13 protein-coding genes are annotated in these 19932 nt (G+C 46.7%); 8 read left to right on the top strand and 5 right to left on the bottom strand.

Translation table 11 applies throughout. The annotated features are described in order from the left end of the window. Positions 1 to 246 precede the first annotated feature (246 nt). Positions 247 to 2748 carry a glycoside hydrolase family 2 TIM barrel-domain containing protein gene (locus BHV83_RS03620; RefSeq protein ID WP_122205639.1) on the bottom strand — a complete coding sequence of 834 codons (2502 nt, stop codon included), beginning with the start codon at positions 2746 to 2748 and terminating at the stop codon, positions 247 to 249. A gap of 158 nt (positions 2749 to 2906) precedes the next feature. Between BHV83_RS03620 and porX the strand changes: the two genes are divergently transcribed. The 3 genes from porX (at position 2907) to BHV83_RS03605 (ending at position 5233) form a co-directional block, all read left to right on the top strand. Then, positions 2907 to 4457 carry a T9SS response regulator signal transducer PorX gene (gene porX, locus BHV83_RS03615; protein ID WP_005649684.1) on the top strand — a complete coding sequence of 517 codons (1551 nt, stop codon included), beginning with the start codon at positions 2907 to 2909 and terminating at the stop codon, positions 4455 to 4457. Positions 4458 to 4596: 139 nt separating this feature from the next. Next, positions 4597 to 5016 carry a tRNA (adenosine(37)-N6)-threonylcarbamoyltransferase complex ATPase subunit type 1 TsaE gene (tsaE, locus tag BHV83_RS03610; RefSeq protein WP_005633530.1) on the top strand — a complete coding sequence of 140 codons (420 nt, stop codon included), beginning with the start codon at positions 4597 to 4599 and terminating at the stop codon, positions 5014 to 5016. Position 5017: 1 nt separating this feature from the next. Beyond that, positions 5018 to 5233 carry an immunity 17 family protein gene (locus BHV83_RS03605; RefSeq protein ID WP_005633532.1) on the top strand — a complete coding sequence of 72 codons (216 nt, stop codon included), beginning with the start codon at positions 5018 to 5020 and terminating at the stop codon, positions 5231 to 5233. Positions 5234 to 5312: 79 nt separating this feature from the next. On the opposite strand, the gene rnr is transcribed toward BHV83_RS03605, so the two are convergent. Both rnr and BHV83_RS03595 read right to left on the bottom strand, forming a co-directional pair. Next, positions 5313 to 7493, bottom strand: coding sequence for a ribonuclease R (rnr, locus tag BHV83_RS03600; protein WP_046451708.1), 2181 nt, complete (start codon positions 7491 to 7493; stop codon positions 5313 to 5315). Between the two features lie 82 nt (positions 7494 to 7575). After that, positions 7576 to 8481, bottom strand: coding sequence for an SMP-30/gluconolactonase/LRE family protein (locus BHV83_RS03595; RefSeq protein WP_286756324.1), 906 nt, complete (start codon positions 8479 to 8481; stop codon positions 7576 to 7578). A gap of 193 nt (positions 8482 to 8674) precedes the next feature. Between BHV83_RS03595 and BHV83_RS03590 the strand changes: the two genes are divergently transcribed. After that, the gene (locus BHV83_RS03590; RefSeq protein ID WP_122205640.1) at positions 8675 to 10114 is read left to right on the top strand and encodes a tagaturonate reductase; all 1440 of its coding nucleotides are present in this window, start codon (positions 8675 to 8677) and stop codon (positions 10112 to 10114) included. After that, on the top strand, positions 10114 to 11601 hold the full coding sequence (locus tag BHV83_RS03585) for a UxaA family hydrolase (RefSeq protein WP_122205641.1): 1488 nt from the start codon (positions 10114 to 10116) through the stop codon (positions 11599 to 11601). The genes BHV83_RS03590 and BHV83_RS03585 overlap by 1 nt, the downstream gene beginning before the upstream one ends. Positions 11602 to 11747: 146 nt before the next feature. Here BHV83_RS03585 and BHV83_RS03580 read toward each other — a convergent pair whose 3' ends face one another. After that, entirely contained in the window at positions 11748 to 13436 is a 1689-nt protein-coding gene (locus tag BHV83_RS03580; RefSeq protein ID WP_005633543.1) for a Na/Pi cotransporter family protein, read from the bottom strand. Positions 13437 to 13518: 82 nt separating this feature from the next. Here BHV83_RS03580 and BHV83_RS03575 point away from each other — a divergent pair, with 82 nt between their 5' ends. Next, positions 13519 to 15186, top strand: coding sequence for a nucleoside kinase (locus tag BHV83_RS03575; protein WP_046451707.1), 1668 nt, complete (start codon positions 13519 to 13521; stop codon positions 15184 to 15186). A 271-nt stretch (positions 15187 to 15457) separates the two neighbouring features. Here BHV83_RS03575 and BHV83_RS03570 read toward each other — a convergent pair whose 3' ends face one another. Next, positions 15458 to 17620: a sensor histidine kinase gene (locus BHV83_RS03570; RefSeq protein WP_122205642.1), complete on the bottom strand. Its 2163-nt coding sequence runs from the start codon at positions 17618 to 17620 to the stop codon at positions 15458 to 15460. 197 nt (positions 17621 to 17817) lie between these two features. Between BHV83_RS03570 and rpoN the strand changes: the two genes are divergently transcribed. Continuing rightward, on the top strand, positions 17818 to 19287 hold the full coding sequence (gene rpoN, locus BHV83_RS03565) for an RNA polymerase factor sigma-54 (protein ID WP_122205685.1): 1470 nt from the start codon (positions 17818 to 17820) through the stop codon (positions 19285 to 19287). Positions 19288 to 19299: 12 nt separating this feature from the next. Continuing rightward, the gene (locus BHV83_RS03560; protein ID WP_022322855.1) at positions 19300 to 19920 is read left to right on the top strand and encodes a phosphatase PAP2 family protein; all 621 of its coding nucleotides are present in this window, start codon (positions 19300 to 19302) and stop codon (positions 19918 to 19920) included. Positions 19921 to 19932: the final 12 nt, after the last annotated feature.

The raw sequence follows: 19932 nt of genomic DNA, 5'->3' as shown, positions 1-19932 counted from the left end.
ATTTTAGGATTAAGAAAGGATTGTCTGTTTTTTTACATTTATAGACAACCTATAACAGGATTTTTTTAATACACAGTCAACCAAAATCAGGACGAGACATTCAGAAAACCGGTGATACATAAGTGATAGACAAATATGGCATCTATCACTCCTACGCACCATGATTATCAAAACCCGCATGGTAAAGTGTGATAGAGTGACAGAGGATTCCGCAAAAACAAGTTCTACAACCAAGCCCTGTCCCTCTTATTCTCCTACCTTTATTTCCACGATTGCATCCGGCAGACCTTCCGCCGTAGCTTTCAACCGGATGGTTCCTGCCTTGCCCGTGTTTTGTACGACCGCCATTGCTTTTCCGTAGAAAGCGTGGCGTTCCGGTTTCTTAAGGCTGACGGGATCATTCTGATCTCCGTTATCTGTCCCGGCGATAAAGCCGTCCCCCTCAACCGTAAAACGAAGCAGGTTGTCGGCATCCGGCACCAGGTTTCCGTCTTTGTCCTGTATTTCCACGGTCACGAATGAAAGATCCGTGCCATCGGCGTGCAAGGCGGAACGATCGGGAATCAGCATGATCCGGGCAGGTTCGCCGGCCGTACGGATCTCACGTGTAAGCACTTCCTTGCCGTCCCTACGGGAAACGGCTTTCAACGTACCCGGCGTAAAAGGAACCCGCCAGCAGACATGGAAAGCATCGTCCGGCTTGCTCTTGACACCCAGGCTCTCGCCGTTCAGGAAAAGCTCCACTTCGTCCGCCTGGTTATAGTAGGCCCAGACATCGACAGTCTCTCCCTTTTTCCAGTTCCAGTGCGGGAAAAGGTGAAGAACCGGCGTGTCGGTCCATTCGCTCTGATACATATAATAGATATCTTTCGGAATACCTGCCAAGTCGACAATACCGAAGAAACTGCTACGGCTCGGCCACCAGTAAGGTGTCGGTTCACCCAGATAGTCAAAGCCCGTCCAGATAAACATACCTGAAACATAAGGCAACCGTTTGACTTCCCGCCAAGTCACCTCGTGGGTCGAGCCCCAAGGCACATGGCAGTTGTCATAAGCCGAGCAAAGGTGTTCGGGACGATCGAACCGTTCCCGCCAGGTGTTCGGCCAGACATACATCGAATCGGACGGCATCTGGTAGTAGCCGCGTGTCATCAGGGCGGAAGTAGACTCGCTTACAATTAACGTCTTGCCCGGAAAATTCTGCGGAAACGGCTCGTAATTCTTTTCGTGATAGTTGAATCCCAATACATCCAATGCATTCGAACGGAAGATCAGGTTACCCGGTGTCGCCTCGTTGTTGGCTGCAGTGACAGGGCGCGTCTTATCCAGGCGCTTGACGATCGCCGCCAGCGAATGGGCGATCAATCCCTGTACGCTCATGGCGGTATCGGACAAGATCTTGTCATCCACCGGATGGCCTGCATTGAGGATCAAGTTGGCGGCTTCGAGACTGAGCGTGTCGGCATCGGCATGTTGCCATTGCTCCAGTACTTCGTTTCCAATGCTCCACATAAAGACGGACGGATGGTTACGGTCGCGCAGGACCTGGTCTGTCAAGTCTTTTTCATGCCATTCGTCAAAATATCGGGCATAGTCGTACGGTGATTTCCGTTTCCGCCACATGTCGAAAGCCTCGTCCTGTACCAGCAATCCGATCCGGTCACAGATGTCGAGCAGTTCGGGTGCCGGCGGGTTATGGCTGGTGCGGACGGCATTGGCCCCCATGTCTTTCATCATTTGCAGTTGACGTTCGAGTGCCCTCGGATTGATCGCGCTACCGAGACACCCCAGGTCATGATGCAGGCAGACGCCCAATATTTTGGTCGGTTCTCCGTTCAAGGAGAATCCCGTATGCTCGTCCCAATCGAATTTGCGTATGCCGAATGTGGTTCGATAGCGATCCGTCAGTTTATTGCCGACTCTCACCTCGGTTATGGCGGTGTACAGATAAGGATTCCGGACGCTCCATAGTTCAGGATAGAACATTTCTATCGTGTGTGTAACGGTTTTCTTTCCTCCTACGGCTATCTCGACCGGGGAGGATATCCGGTAGAGGGTCTTTCCTTCCTTGTCTTGTATCAGGGTAGAAACTTCCACGGTCACATCGGATGCCTCGTTTTTCAAAGTCGTTTCAATCTCGACCGTACTCTTGTCCGCATTCATGACCGGAGTAGTGATGTTTGTCCCCCAATTGTCCACATGGACTTGTCCGGTTTTCACCAACCATACATTCCGGTAAATGCCGGACCCTGAATACCAACGGGAATTAGGCTGGTCGCTGTTATCGGCCTGGACAACCAAGACATTCTCCTCCTTTCCATAATTCAGATACGGTGTCAGATCATAACGGAACGAAACATATCCGTTGGGACGAAAACCTAGCAAATGTCCGTTCAGCCAGACTCTACTGTTCTGGTAAACGCCGTCGAAATCAATATAGATCACTTTTCCCTTGTCGCTTTCAGGCAGTTTGAAGTGTTTCCGGTACCACCCCATTCCACCGGGCAGCGCACCGCCTCCGGGAGTTGCCGGGTTATCGAGAGAAAAATCCGCCTCGATGCTCCAGTCGTGAGGCAAGTTCAGGACTCGCCAATTGCTGTCATCCGTATCGGGAGCGGACGCATTGGCTTGTTTTTCAGTCAGGGCAAAGCGCCATTCTTGGTTGAAAGAGATTCTTTCACGCCCTTTTTCCCGTGTGGCACATGCAGTAAGGAACAGACAGACCAAGGCAAATACGGATAGTCTCATACGTGTACAGTTAACTCGTTTATATTATACAAAGGTAATACAAAAGAGACTAAAAAATGAGGGATGAACACACAAAATAAAGGGGTATATCGTTATAATATCATACATTTGTAGGGATGAACCCGGTTTGTTCATCTTCAAAAAAGAAAGATAAAACTATGGCAGCAAAGAAAGACAGAGTGCTTTGGGCAGACGATGAGATAGATTTGTTAAAGCCCCACATCCTTTTCCTGCAGGACAAGGGATATGAAGTGATTCCGGTAATCAGCGGGCAGGACGCCATCGAATGCTGTAAGGAAGAATCGTTCGACATTATTTTTCTGGACGAGAATATGCCGGGGCTTACCGGATTGGAAACATTGGCGCAGATCAAGGCGATCAATCCCGATGTCCCTGTCGTCATGGTGACCAAGAGCGAGGAAGAAAGCATCATGAACCAGGCTATCGGTAACAAGATCGCTGATTACCTGATCAAACCGGTCAATCCGAACCAGCTGCTCTTGTCTATCAAAAAGAATGTCCACAAGAACGTAATCATATCCGAAACAACGACTGTCGGCTATCAGCAGGAGTTCGGGCGTATCGGCATGCAGATCAACGACTCACTGACAACCGATGACTGGATGGAGGTATACAAGAAGCTCGTCTATTGGGAAATCGAATTGGAAAACAGCCAAGTTCCGATGACCGACATGCTGCGCATGCAGAAACAGGAAGCAAACAACGCATTCGGTAAATTTGTCAAAAAGAATTACGTGGACTGGATTCAGCATCCTGAAATCCGTCCGCTGATGAGCCCGGATTTGTTTAAAAAGAAAGTATTCCCGATGCTCGACAACGGGGATAAGGTATTCTTCATCCTGATCGATAATTTCCGTCTCGACCAGTGGCGCGAAGTAAAAGATCTGCTTGCCGAATACTATACGTTCGACGAAAGCCTGTACTACAGCATCCTTCCGACCGCCACACAGTATGCCCGCAACTCGATCTTCTCCGGGCTGATGCCCTTGCAGATCGAAAAGATGTTTCCGGAACTTTGGGTGGACGAGGACAGCGAGGAAGGGAAAAACCTGAATGAAGCACCGCTTATCCAAACGCAGATCGAGCGGTTCCGTAAGAAATATACGTTCTCCTACCATAAGGTACATGATTCGCAGTATAACGACAAATTGCTGAATATCGTCCCTTCCCTCCTTCATAACCAACTGAATGTGGTGGTACTGAACTTTGTCGATATGCTGTCCCACGCCCGTACCGAAAACAAGATGATCCGCGAACTGGCCCAGAGCGAAGCGGCCTATCGCAGCCTGACACGCTCCTGGTTCCAGCATTCGGGCACGCTGGAACTTTTCAAGCGTATCGCCGGAAAAGGGTATAAAGTGATCGTTACGACCGACCACGGTACTATCCGCGTCGATAATCCGGAGAAAGTGATAGGTGATAAGAATACAAATACCAACCTGCGCTATAAGGTGGGCAAGAACTTGAATTATAATCCGAAGGACGTGTTTGACATTCGCTTTCCCGACAAAGCGGGGTTACCTTCCCCAAACCTGAGCAGCAAATATATCTTTGCGATGAACAACGATTTTTTCGCTTATCCGAACAACTATAACTATTACGTTTCTTATTATAAGAATACATTCCAGCACGGTGGTATTTCAATGGAGGAAATGCTGATTCCTTTCATCACGATGACGGTAAAATGATTGACAACTGCAAAATAATTGGCAATTGGCAATTGTTAATTGCCAATTGTTTTAACTTTGCAACCATAAACACCAATTGCCGATTGCCAATTCTCTTTCTCTCTGAATTGTCAATTGTCAATTGCCAATTATCAAAGCTATGCGTACAATTAAAATCGAAAGTTTAGATACGATCCGCCAAGCAGCCAAAGAGTTTATTGCCGGGATGGATGACCGCACTGTTTTCGCATTCCGAGGGAATATGGGAGCAGGGAAAACGACTTTCATCAAGGCTATCTGTGAAGAGTTAGGCGTGGAGGATGTCATCAACAGCCCGACGTTCGCCATTATCAACGAATATCGCAGTAGCGAAACCGGTGAGCTGATCTATCATTTTGACTTCTACCGCATCAACAAACCTAGCGAAGCGGAAGATATAGGCACGGAAGATTATTTCTATAGCGGTGCCCTCTGCTTTATCGAATGGCCGGAAAAGATCGAAGATTTATTGCCGGGTGACGTTGTGGAAGTTGCCATCACAGAGAACCCTGACGGTTCCCGCACCGTAGAAGTGAAATAAGATGGAACCTACCGAATATTTTATCCTGATACTCTTTATCGCATTAGGGATATTCTCGGTTATCGCTGCGATCCTGAATCTCGACTGGTATTTCCAGACCAGCGGAGCCATGACATTCGTCAGGTGGCTAGGACGCAAAGGCGCCCGTATTTTCTATGCTCTTTTGGGATTAGGATTGATTGCTTGTGGAGTGGCAGGACTTATCTTCTGGAATTGATAACGGGCAATTGACCAGTGACAATTAGAAATGTAACGAACCGGCCAAAGGTCGAACAAAATTGTCAATGGTCAATTGTTCAGACCAATGCAAAGTCCAGCTGTTTCCTTTCCAGGTTAGCTTGTGCTACTTTTACAGTGATGGCATCTCCTAACCGGTAAATGCGCTTTGTTCTACGACCGAGCAGACAATAGTTCTTGTCGTCAAACTCGTAATAGTCGTCATCGAGGTCACGGATCGGGACAAGCCCTTCACATTTGTTCTCATTCAGCTCCACATACAATCCCCATTCGGTGACACCGGATACGACACCATCGAACACCTGTCCCAATTTATCTTTCATAAACTCGACCTGCTTGTACTTGATGGACGAACGTTCGGCATTTGAAGCCACCATTTCCATCTCGGAGCAATGTTTACAATACTCTTCATATTTGTTCTTTATCACACTACGGCCACCTGCCAGATAGCGTTCTAGCAAACGGTGCACCATCATATCCGGATAACGGCGAATAGGAGAAGTGAAGTGTGTATAATAATCCATTGCCAACCCGTAGTGACCGATATTATCCGTCGTATAGTGGGCTTTCTGCATGGAACGGATAGCCAAAGTCTCCACCAGATTTTCTTCCGGTTTACCCTGTACACTATCCAACAATTTATTGATCCCTTTGGATATATCCGTTTTCGTCCCTTCCGTACGCATTTTGTAACCGAAACGGCTAATGAATGCGGAAAAATCTCTTAGTTTCTCAGGGTCCGGCTGTTCATGGATACGATAGACAAACGTTTTCTTTGTCTTATTCTTACTCTTTCCAATAAACTCGGCTACCGTACGGTTTGCCAATAACATGAATTCTTCGATCAGTTTATTGGCTTCCTTCGATTCTTTAATGTAAGTTCCCAACGGCTTACCGTTCTCATCTATATCGAATTTGACTTCGTAACGGTCGAAAGCAATTGCTCCGTCCTTGAAGCGGCGGTCGCGCAATTTTTGTGCCAGGCCGTTAAGTGCCAGGATTTCTTCTTTATATTCACCCTCCCCGGTTTCGATGACAGCCTGAGCCTCTTCATAAGTGAAGCGGCGGTCGCTCTTGATAATGGTACGGGTGATATGAGACTGTTGGATTTCGGCATTCTTATTCAGCTCGAAAATCACGGAAAAACAAAGTTTCTCTTCATTCGGGCGGAGCGAACAGATCTGGTTGCACAAGCGTTCCGGCAACATCGGAATGGTACGGTCCACAAGATAAACAGATGTCGCACGGCTGAAAGCTTCCCGGTCTATCAGGCTTTCCGGTTTAACGTAGTAGGTCACGTCGGCGATATGAACGCCAACTTCCCAATTGCCATTATCCAGCTTACGGGCGGAAAGGGCATCATCGAAATCCTTAGCGTCTTTCGGGTCGATCGTGAAAGTCGTGACGCCACGGAAATCCTCACGCTTGGCAATTTCCTCTTCCGGGATTGCATCCGATATCTTTTCTGCCGCCTTCTCAACGTTAGCCGGATATTTATATGGCAGGTCGAACTCAGCCAAGATAGCATTCATCTCCGCATTGTTGTCACCGGCCGTCCCCAGGATATCGACCACCTCACCCAACGGGTTCTTAGCCTCTTCCGGCCATTCGGTGATACGGACGATCGCTTTGTCGCCGGTCTTGCCGCCTTTCAGTTTGTCTTTCGGAATAAAGATGTCGTTTGCAAGCGTCTTGTCTTCCGTAATAAGGAAAGCAAAACCTTTGGTCACCTGTAGTTTACCAGTGATCAAGCGTCGCTGGCTTTCCAGTATCTCGATAACCTCGCCTTCCGGGTCAGCCCCTTTCCTCTTGGCATGAAGTTGTATTTTCACCTTATCACCGTTAAGCGCATGTGCGGAATTTCGCTCTGCCACAAAAATCGGTGTCCCGCCATCTTCGGGGATAAAAGAGTTCTTACCATTCTGACGACGCATAAAGGTTCCGACAGCAGTCGTTCCCCAATCATTGTAACGGTAGCGTCCCCTGTCTATTTCAGAAATGAAGTTGTCGGAAGAAAGATCATACAGGATATCCACTACCTGCAACTTCTGCACTTGATTGGTAACTCCTATCATACTGCTGATTTGCCGATAGTTAAAAGGTTCTTTGGGAGAAGACTTGAAAACGTTGATGATGGCATTGATCATAGCCTCTTTCTTCATCCGTTTGTTTTCGCCTTTGGAGCTGCTTTTCTTCTTCCCCGGTTTATTACTTTTCTTTTCAGATTTATTCTTAGTCATATTTTCTTTTCCTATGTTTTACAAAGTAAACAATAAATTTTAAGAAGCTGTTTACATTTGTGATAAATAATATTCGGGAGATTTATTCTCCGAAACAGTTGGCCCTTATTCCTTTAACCCCCGGTTTACAGCAAAACACACTGCCGCTTAACGGGTATTCCCGGAGCTGCTCTTCGGACAAGCCAGCACGGGCTGTCGTGATGTAAAGCGTATCCATTTTCTTACCACCGAAAGCGCAGGAAGCGACATTCGGCGCCGGGACCTCTACTTTTGCCAGCAATTCTCCCGTGTAGGGATTGTAGCAATAAACGCCATAACCACCCCATTGGGCTACCCAAAGATGGTCGTCGCTATCGATCGCCATACCATCGGGCACTCCCGTTCCACCAGGCAAGGTAACGGCTATACCGTCGAACAGGATATCCCCGTTGTCGGCATCGTAGCGATAACAGGCTATTTTGCCGGTAGGTGTATCGTTGTAATACATGAATTTCTTGTTGGACGACCAGACGATCCCGTTTGAGATCGTGACCTTTTTCAATTTCGTAGTGACGGTTCCGGCAGGCGAAACAGTGTACAAAGTTCCGGCACCTTTAGGCGCACCGAACCCCATCGTTCCGACCCATAAATGTCCGGCCGGATCGCATTTACCGTCATTGCAGCGCACTTTACCGTTTTCGTCAGGTATCGGAGCAACGGAAGTGGTATGTCCGTCATGCAGGTTTACCCGTACAATTTCGTTTTGCAAGGCAATGATGACCGTGCTGTCTGTTTCGGGAACCACCGTCGATACCATACGGTCGAATTTCCAGGAACTGCATTCTTTTGTATCGGGATGATATTCGTATAATGTTTGCCCTTCAATATCCACCCAGAATAAGGTGTGACGTTCGGGGTGCCAGATAGAACCTTCTCCGGTAGTCGCTTCAGCCTGATAAGCTAACTCTGCTGGAATCATTTCGACCTTTGGTGAACAGGATGTCGTCATAATTGAAATTGATAATAAAATAAATGCATTAATAAGAAAATGTTTCATGGTATAAAAAGACTGTTCTTGCCAGTTATGGATAAGTTTTATGCAAACATACTAAATAAATCCGATATTTCTTTTAAATTAGGCCCCGAATTTATATAATCGGCTCTGATTGCCATTAATGAACAGATTTTAAATAAATAGTAAAATGAAAGAGTTGAATGAAAAAACTGCCGGTAAAATGCTGCATCCGGAACGGGTCATCCAGTTCGGAGAAGGCAATTTCCTCCGGGCATTCGTGGATTGGATTATCCAGAAAATGAACGAGAATGTAAATTTTAACAGCAGTGTCGTGGTGGTCCAGCCCATCGACCGGGGAATGGTCGACATGTTGAACGCACAGGATTGCTTGTATCATGTCAATCTTCAAGGGTTGGACAAAGGTGAAAAAGTCAACAGCCTTACCCGGATCGATGTGATAAGCCGCGCATTGAATCCTTATGCGGACTTTTCCGCTTTTATGAAACTGGCAGAACAGCCGGAGATACGTTTCGTCATTTCAAATACGACGGAAGCAGGAATAACATTCGATCCGGCTTGCAAGTTGGAGGACGCGCCTGCCTCTTCCTATCCGGGCAAGCTGACGCAATTGCTTTATCACCGCTACAAGACATTTAACGGAGAAAAAGACAAAGGTTTGATTATCTTTCCGTGCGAGTTGATCTTCCTGAACGGGCATAAACTGAAAGAAACCATATACCAGTACATCGATTTATGGCAATTAGGAGAAGATTTCAAAACCTGGTTTACGGAATGCTGCGGTGTATATGCGACACTGGTCGACCGTATTGTCCCAGGATTTCCACGTAAAGAGATCGATTCAATTAAAGAGGAACTGCAATATAACGACAATCTAGTCGTACAGGCGGAAATATTCCATTTATGGGTAATCGAAGCGCCCGAATCGGTCGCCAAAGAGTTCCCGGCAGACAAAGCAGGCTTGAATGTGCTGTTTGTTCCGAGCGAGGAACCTTACCACCAGCGGAAGGTAACCCTTTTGAACGGCCCTCATACAGTTTTAGCACCTGTCTCTTGGCTTTCCGGAGTGAATATCGTGCGGGATGCCTGCCAGCACGAGGTACTGGAGAAATATATCCACAAGGTAATGTTCGAGGAATTGTTGGAAACGCTGAATCTGCCGAAAGAAGAACTGGTGAAGTTCGGCAATGACGTCATGGAACGTTTTAACAACCCGTTCGTCGACCATTCGGTCGTCTCCATCATGTTGAACTCATTTCCTAAATATGAAACACGCGACCTGCCAGGCTTGAAAGTCTATCTGGAACGGAAAGGCGAGTTGCCCAAAGGACTGGTGTTAGGTCTGGCTGCCATTATTACCTATTATAAGGGATACGTCCGTACCGATGGAACAAAATCCGAACCGAATGATTCCGCCGAAATTCTTCAACTGTTGCAGAATCTTTGGGCTACCGGCTCGACCAGGCAGGTCGCCGAAGGCGTATTAGCGGCAACTTCCATTTGGGGAGAAGACCTGAACCGCATTCCGGGATTGACCAATATGGTAAAAGGTTTCCTGGATGCCATTGAAGAAAAAGGAATGCTTAATGTCGTTAAAGAAATTTGCTGATGCGGACTTATATACAAATAAATCCGGCAGACAACGTCGTGGTCGCCGTAAAGGATTTACAGACCGGCGTATCTTTGGATATCAACGGCAGAACAATCGTTGTCCTGCAGGATATCCCTGCAGGGCACAAAGTAGCCTTACAGGATTTTAAAGAAGGAGACCATGTCATCAAATATGGTGCTCCCATCGGACATGCACGTGAAGTGATAACTACCGGAAGCTGGGTGAATGAAAAAAATATCAAGACCAACCTGGAAGGGTTACGGGAATATGAATTCAATCCGCAACCTATTCCGGAACAGCCATCCGGAAAGTCACTTTCTTTTAAAGGATATCGCCGCAAAAATGGAGAAGTGGGAATCCGGAACGAGATATGGGTGATTCCGACTGTCGGTTGCGTCAACGGCATCACGCATCGGTTGGCAGATCGGTTACGACAGGAGACACAAGGCACCGGAGTCGATGCGATCGTCGCATTCCCTCATAATTACGGCTGTTCCCAACTGGGAGACGACCATGAGAATACCCGGAAGATTTTACGGGACATGGTTCTGCATCCGAATGCCGGTGCAGTTCTCGTCGTCGGGTTAGGCTGCGAAAACAACCAAGTCGGTGCTTTCCGGGAAATGCTTGGCAATTACGATACCGAACGCATCCGCTTTATGGAAACGCAAAAAGTGGATGATGAACTGGAAACGGGAATGGAACTGTTGCGTAAACTCTATGCGATCGCTTCACAGGATAAACGGACGGATATTCCTTTAAGTGAGTTGCGCGTAGGATTGAAATGCGGAGGATCGGATGGATTCTCCGGTATTACGGCCAATCCGCTGTTGGGTGTCTTTTCCGACTTTCTGGTAGCACAGGGAGGAACAACTGTCCTGACGGAAGTCCCGGAGATGTTCGGCGCCGAGACGATCCTGATGAACCGGAGCGAATCGAAGGCTGTCTTTGAAAAGACTGTTCATCTGATAAATGACTTTAAATCCTATTTCATAGAGAACAAACAGCCGATTTACGAAAACCCTTCTCCCGGCAATAAGGCGGGAGGTATTTCCACCCTGGAAGAAAAATCGCTAGGCTGTACGCAAAAAGCCGGAACTTCAGCTGTTCGGGATGTTATGCTTTATGGTGAACGGCTAAAGACAAAGGGACTGAATTTATTGAGTGCCCCCGGAAACGATCTCGTGGCCAGTACGGCTCTTGCTTCCTCCGGCTGTCATCTGGTTTTGTTTACAACCGGAAGAGGGACTCCGTTCGGAACGTTTGTTCCAACAGTCAAAGTTTCGACCAACAGTAATCTAAATGCCCGCAAGCCAAACTGGATTGACTTCAATGCCGGTTCTCTTTTAGAGGGCGAAAGCATGGAGGAACTTCGTGAACGCTTTATACGGTTCATCATTGGTATCGCAAGTGGTAACCCGACAAACAATGAAAAGAATGATTACAGAGAGATTGCAATCTTCAAATCCGGAGTAACACTTTGATTCATGGAGATATCAAAATTCCTTTATCATGATCTTTTAGGCACGGATTTCACGGATTTACACGGATAAATTTATTTTCTTTCCGTGTAATCCGTGCCTAAATTATATCTCTTGCAAGCAGGATTTTGTTTCGACACTCCTTACTATTAAATCTTCTTCTCAATAACCGCCTGTACTACATTCAGTACATAATCGCCTAACTTTTCGGCCTCACCGATGATGTCCATGTAGTAGACACCGTCCTGGTACTGGTATTTCTTGTTGTTGATGTCTTCCACATTATGGATCTTCAACTGATTGCGATAATTGTTTATTTCATTTTCGATATTGTAAGATGGGTTGACATCGTCGCGTACAAGTTCCGATTTCTTCAGTATCTCGATCATGCGATGCAAAGCCTTCTCCGTAAGTGCCAACATCTGGTCCACATTATGGTTCTGCTCGTCTGTGAATATCGATTTAAACTCGTTGCGGCGTTTGATGCTTCGCGCCATATTATTGCAGGAATCTGCTATACTTTCGATCTCCGATACGGCACGCAGCATGATACGGATTTCTTCCTTCCCTTCCGAACTCAAGCGGCCTTCAGCCACGCAAGTCAAATAATTGGCAATCTCGATCTCCATCCGGTCGCTGATACTTTCGTATTTCTCGACACGGCTATATGTTTTCAGGAAAGCATCCTCGTTCTTCTCATAGAACAGAGCTTTCACCATATCCAGCATACGGCCCGTACGCTCGGCAAACAGCGTGATCTCCTTACGTGCTTGCAAGATCGAAAGTTCGGCAGTCGACAGCATCCCCCCCGTAATATAACGTAAACGATATTCCTCATCCTCATCTTTCTTTCCTTTGATAAGGAAGCAAACCGTCTTCTCTATCAACCCGACAAACCAGATCATAACAAATGTATTACTGATATTGAAAGCCGTATGGAAAGCGGCCAGTTTGAAGGATACTGCTACCGAGGGATCGGAAATGCGCATTACATTCGTGACGAACCAAGAAACGGCATTGGTGAACGGATAGAACAAAATCAACACCCAGATCACACCGAATATATTAAAGGCAAGATGTGCCAAAGCCGCCCGTCTGGCTTGCGTATTACCGGTCAAAGCCGCCAGGTTGGCCGTAATCGTTGTTCCTATATTTTCACCCAATACGAGTGCCACACCCAATTGGTAGTCGATCCAGCCGTTGGCACACATAATCAACGTAATGGCCATCGTTGCAGCTGAAGCCTGCACGATCATGGTCAGGATAGCCCCGATAAACAAGAACAGGATGATAGAGAAAAATCCCATATCGGCATAATTCTGCACGAAGGCAAGCATCTCCGGATTGGCTCCGAGATCCGGAGCATTGGCTTTCAGGGCCTGAAGCCCCATAAAAAGGAAAGAGAAACCGAAAATGAACTCCCCGACCGACTTACGTGAGCTTTTGCCGGAAAAGAGGAGTGGAATGCCGAATGCGAGTAGAGGAAGGGAGAAAGCCGCGATGTCGACTTTGAATCCGAGAGCCGAGATCAACCACGCGGTAACGGTCGTACCGATATTGGCTCCCATTATGACACCGATGGATTGGGTAAGAGTGAGCAGACCAGCGTTTACGAAACTGACCACCATGACTGTAGTGGCGGATGATGATTGGATCAGGGCGGTAATTAAAACTCCGGTAAGAACTCCGGTAACCCTGTTGGTCGTCATGGCCGTCAGAATCCTGCGCAAACTGTCCCCCGCAAATTTCTGCAGACCTTCGCTCATGATCTTCATACCGTACAGGAACAAACCCAAGGAACCTATAAGGCGTAGAAAATCAAAAAATGAATAGTCCATTTAAAATACGTTTAAGTGGATGTATATCCGATTAATATTCCTAACTTTAGGGGACAAAAATATAAATAATAACTGAGATACCATGTCTGAAACTATTACAATTTATTGCAAAAATAACAATACTTACAAAGAAGTTCCCATTGGTTCTTCGCTGTTGGACATCTATTCACTGGTTGGTGCTCCCCTCCGGTTACGACCGATGAATGCACAGGTAAATAATAAAACAGAGGGGCTTACCTTCCGTTGTTGGCATCCGAAAGATGTTGAATATGTCGACTATACGCAACTTTCGGGAATGCGGACATATGTCCGTTCCCTCTGTCATATTTTCTCGAAAGCAGTGAACGACGTGCTCCCTTCAGCGACTCTGAACCTGGAGCATCCCATCTCGAAAGGCTATTATTGCGTTATTCACAACGGTAAAGACATAGACGAGGAGACGATCGGCAAGATCAAGAAACGGATGCGTGAAATCATCGACGCAGACCTTCCTTTCCATTTGAAAACGATTCGCACGATCGATGCCGCAGTCTTGTTCCGTGAAAGGGGCATGAACGACAAAGCCCGTCTGATCGAAAGCGCCGGTATGCCTTATACGTCTTATTACGAATTGGATGGCTACATCAATTATTTCTATGGCTGCCTGACTCCTTCCACCGGCTACATCCAGGTTTTTGACCTGGTTCCCTATTTCGACGGCGTGTTGTTGCGTGTGCCTCAAAGGACGAATCCGACGGAATTGGAACCGGTCATCCGCCAAGATAAAATGTTTCAGGTTTATAAGGAGCATCTGACCCTGCAACGCACGGTCGGATTGGACAACGTCGGCGACCTGAACCGGGCGATAGAGAAAGGCATGACATCCGAGGTCGTCATGGTCTCCGAAGCCATGCAGGAAAAGCAGGTAGCCAAGATCGCAGAGGAGATTGCCGCCCGCTACGATAACGGCGTCCGCATCGTGTTGATTTCCGGACCGTCTTCTTCGGGGAAAACGACTTTCTGCAAACGGTTGCAGGTTCAGTTGATTACAAACCTGATCCATCCGGTCGGACTTTCATTGGACGATTATTTCCTGAACCGTGAAGATACGCCGAAGGACGAATCCGGCGAATATGACTTCGAATCGTTGTATGCGCTCGACCTGCCTTATTTCAACAGCGAATTGCAGAAACTCCTTTCAGGTGAAGAGATCGAAGTGCCGAGCTTTAATTTCGAGACAGGTCGCCGCGTTTTCAAAGGAAAGAAACTGAAGATGCAGAAAAACTCCGTCCTGGTGATAGAAGGCATTCACGCCCTGAACCCCGAACTGACTTCCATGATCGAAGACTGCTATAAATACCGGATCTATGTATCCGTGCTGACTTCCATCTCGTTGGACAACCATAACTGGATTCCGACAACGGACAACCGTCTCTTACGCCGCATCATCCGCGATTACCGGTTCCGCGGATATTCCGCCCGTGACACGATCGCACGCTGGCCCAGCGTACGCCGAGGTGAGGACAAATGGATATTCCCGTATCAGGAGAATGCGGATGCGATGTTCAACAGCGCCATGTTATATGAACTGGCCGCCCTGCGCAAGGAAGCCGAACCGATCTTGGGCGAAGTGCGCGAATGCGATCCGGAGAATGCCGAGGCGTACCGTTTGCTCCGTTTCCTCCGTTACTTTAATTACATCCCCGATGTCGGGCTTCCGGGCACTTCCCTTTTGCGTGAGTTCCTCGGAGGCGGCAGTTTCCGATATTGATCTGCAACAACGGAATGCTTTCGTTGGGAGGAATAAAAGTTACATACCTATGAAAATACTGTTTCCCACCTATGAAAATTTATTTTCTCTTGCGGGAAAATAAATTTTCATAGGTGGGAAACAGGTGTCCGCATTCATAGTTACAACCTGGAACCGGTTTGCAATATTACCCTGGCCATGCTCTTTTTCGGCGAAGCGAAAGGGTTGAACCCTGCTTTCCATGCCGGATTAGGGTTGCACCTCCTTTCCGTCCTACGAGAAACGCAGGAAGCTATCCGTTGTAAGGGAGCGTAAACCAGAACCGCGCACCTTCTCCCGGCCTCGAATCGACACCGATTGTCCCATTGAGAGCTTCGATGATGGTTTTGCAGATTGTCAAGCCCAAACCGGTTCCTTGCTTAAACGAGTTGACTTTCACGAAACGGTCGAAGATTGCCTGTTGGTGCTGGGGTGATATTCCGATACCTGTATCGATTACTTCCACCAATACATATTTTTCTACGATACGGTAGGAAAACCTGATGCTTCCCACCTCTGTAAATTTGACCGCGTTCGAGATCAAATTCGAAAGCACCTGCGTGACTCGTTTCGGATCGGTATGAACGAAGATGTCCGGCAGAGCATCGAAGTCACAGATCAAAGAAACCTTTTCAGGCATTTTCATCGCATGTACCTGAAACTGTTCATGGAAGATATCTTTCAGGCTGGTATCGGAAAGCGAGTAATCCAAAACGCCCGATTCTATTTTGGAAAAATCAAGTATATCAGTAATCAAACGAAGGAGCAAATCGCTATTCTTATTGATTATTTTGACAAACTCTTCTTTTTCTTCTTTATCGTCAGTCTCGGCAAGGATATTGGAAAATCCGATTATGGCGTTGAGCGGCGTCCGAATCTCATGGCTCATATTGGCAAGGAAGGCTGATTTCAGTTTGTCCGCCTCACGCACCTTCTGTATCTCCAGTTCCGACTGCCGGGTTTCATATTCCGCATGGTGCAGTTTCTCTTCCAACAGTTTTTCTTCCGTGATGTTAGTAATATGGCAGATCATTTTGTTCTGCCGCTTGCTTCCTTTCGTCTTATAAGCCTGCGCATTGATGCGGATCCAGATCGTTTCGTTTTCAATAGCGGTACGACATTCGAAGCTGCAATGATCCTGCTTCCCTTCTATCACCTGGAAAAGCAGGTTGACATTATCGGCCGAACGAACAATCTGCTGTACACCTCCAATCGTCATGTACTTATTACTTCTCAAGTAGTTGAAGAGCTTGTTATCTTCCGGTGTTTCGTTCAGGAGTGGATTGACAAACAATTCTTTCTTTCCGATATCATATTCGACAATAAGGGAATGACCGGACAAGAGAACTGCTTTTAGGATCGCCAAATTGTTTTGCGTCTGCTCCTCTTTGACCCGTTTTTCTGTCTCGTCGGAGATAATCAGCAAATAGCCGATATGACCGAACTCCCGGTCGTTCAACCCAATTCCTTTCACCATCAGATATTTGGTTTCATCAGAAATGCTGGAATTATAGTAACGGGCATCCCGGATACAATTGAAATCGTATGCAAGTGGAAAACTGAATGCCTTCTTCTTCTTGATCTGATTAAGGATTCTCTCTGGGACAGCCGGATTCTTGAACAGGTTGACTCCCAATAAGTATTCCCGGGAACTGCCAAAGATTCTAGTGTCGGCATCGTTTATATCGATCAGATAACCTTCTGCATCATATAATTCCACCCCGATCGGCAGATTATTGAAAAACTGCTGAAACTTTGTACTCAGCTTGGAGATACGTTTTCTCGATTCTTCCAGGTTGTAATTGGTTTGCCAGCGTTCGATTATTATGGAGAAAATACCAGCAATGATATGCATGTCTTCCACTTCCGAAGCAGTCCAGAAACGGCTCGTCCGGATCGAATCGAAACCGATGAACCCCTGTACTTTATTATGGAAGGTAAGCGGGACGATCAGCATGGACTTCAGCTGTTGTTTAGTCAACAGGATTTTGTCGATATCCGCTTCGGCAGGTAGGCCGGCAATATCTCCCAGCACGATATCGTGTCCGGCTTTAACAGTGTCAATAATCCACGGGATTGTATCGCATGTCAACTTATTCCGATCATCCTTAGGGATCTTTACCCACGAACTCATTACTTCACATGTGAAATTGGCCGAAAAACCGTCTTCTTCAAAGATGGCAACATAGCCCCAATCAGCATTGAAATAGTCCAGTAACAAATTCATTGCTTTTTCGATAGGCTTGTTTTCTTCGTTGAAAAGGATCGCCAAGACTTCAGAAATAATACGTTTGATTGTCGGCGTTTCCGAAGATATATAAATCTCGGCATTGTCAGGTTCATTATCTCTGGCTTCCAGTAATCGTATTAATTCTTCCCGGGTCAACTGATCGTATAGTGATGCTTTAAGAGTCATATAAGATTCTTTATCTGATCGCAAAAGTAGAAAATAGTTTTGATTTTTAATACTTTTCGGCAATAATAATAATTTAATCTATCCTCCTTTAGAACTATTATATTTTGAATGTCGAGATCATTCCGTGTAAAAAGTTATATTTGCATGTTCTAACATTGGACGGTCTGGTGATTGTCCTTTCATTATTGAATTTGATTATGTTGAAGCAACAGTTACAACAAAAGTTACAGCAAAAACTCTCTCCGCAGCAGATTCAGTTGATCCGGCTTCTGGAACTCCCCGCCATAGAGCTGGAAGAACGCATAAAGCATGAACTGGAAGACAATCCCGCTTTGGAAGAAGGAAAGGAAATTGCGGATGACTTTGACCGTACTGACGAAGGTGGTGAGGAGTTGGCAGCTAACGAGATGGAAGGAGAAAGCGAGACAGATACCGACCTTTCACTCGGTGACTACATGAGTGAGGACGACATACCCGATTACAAACTTCGTGAACTGAACGAGCGGGCGGAAAAGAAAGAGGACGTTCCTTTCTCGGTCAGCGAATCCTTGAACGAATATCTGCTCCAACAACTCGGACTGCGGGATCTGCCGGAGAAGCAGGTGAAGATCGCTGAATATATCATCGGAAATATAGATGATGACGGTTATCTACGCCGTGACCTGTCCGCCATAGCCGATGACTTGGTGTTTCAGGCAGGACAGGATGTGACGGAAAAAGAAATAGAGACAGTTCTTGCAATCATACAGGACTTTGATCCGGCAGGAGTCAGTGCCCGTAATCTTCAGGAATGCCTTCTGCTCCAGTTGGCCCGCCGGGAAAAAACATCTGAGACGAGGTTGGCCACCTTGATGTTAACCGATTTTTTTGAAGAGTTCACCCGCAAGCATTACGACAAGATCATAAAAGGACTGGATATCGACGAAACCGCCCTAAAAAGGGCCATCCGTGAAATCACAACCCTCGACCCTAAACCCTGCGCCAGTTGGGGAGGTTCTATGGAAACAGCTTTGAGCCAGATCATTCCCGATTTTGTGGTGGAAGCAGTCAACGGCGAACTGATCCTAAGCATGAACAACCGGGGAATTCCCGACATGCGCATCAACCGTGAATATGCGGAAATGTTTCAGGATTATGCCGGCAACAAAGCGAACCAGACGACCCAGATGAAGGAGGCCGTCCAGTTTGTGAAGCAGAAACTCGATTCCGCCCAATGGTTCATCGATGCCATCAAGCAGCGTCAAGAGACTTTGCAGCGTACGATGGAAACAATCATCCTTTTGCAGCGCGACTTCTTCCTCACCGGTGATGAAGCGACTTTACGGCCTATGATCCTTAAAGATGTAGCGGAACGGGCCGGATATGACATATCGACGATCTCACGTGTGAGCAACAGCAAGTACGTACAGACAAATTTCGGTATTTATCCGCTCAAATACTTCTTCTCCGAATCGATGCAAACCGACAGCGGTGAAGAAATTTCCACCCGAGAGGTGAAAAAGATCATGAAAGAACATATCGACGGCGAAGACAAGCGCAAACCACTTACCGATGAAGAACTGGCCTCCATCCTAAAAGAAAAAGGATATATCATCGCACGCCGTACGGTAGCCAAATACCGCGAACAATTGGGTATTCCGGTTGCACGTCTCAGAAAAGAAATATAAATTTGAAGCGCTATGAGGTTATTTTCAAATATCATATCCGGCATGTTCCATCCGTTGCTGATGGTGACGTATGGAGTTGTGCTGGCTCTCACCTTCACATATCTGGCAATTTATCCGCCAGCAATGAAACTGTTGCTCGCAGGCGGAGCATTCCTGTCTACGGCGGTTATCCCCGGAGCATTTATCTTTATGATGGTAAAAAACGGGGCGGCGGTCGATATGGAGCTATCGGACAGACATGAACGCGTGGTTCCGTATCTGATCTTTATCACATCAATCATGGTCTGCGCTTTCTATATGTATAAAATGATGCTGCCGTTCTGGTTCATCTCCTTGTTACTGGGCGCCTGCGTGGCGTTAATCCTGGCACTACTTATCAACTTTTTCTGGAAGATCAGTGCCCATGCGATCGGGACAGGTGGATTGCTAGGTGGTATTATGGGAGTAGCCCGAATCCATTTGATAAACCCTTACTGGGCCTTTATCATCGTAATCCTAATAGCAGGATTGGTCGGTACTTCGCGTATCTTTCTGAAAAGACATACTCCTATGCAGGTATATGCCGGGTTTTGTCTCGGATTTATATGTACCTTTGTAGCCTCATTCTTGAGTTATATCTATTTATTCATCTAATAAAAACACTAA

Source organism: Parabacteroides sp. merdae-related_45_40, assembly GCF_001915675.1.
This window is presented reverse-complemented; position numbering and strand designations above follow the sequence as displayed.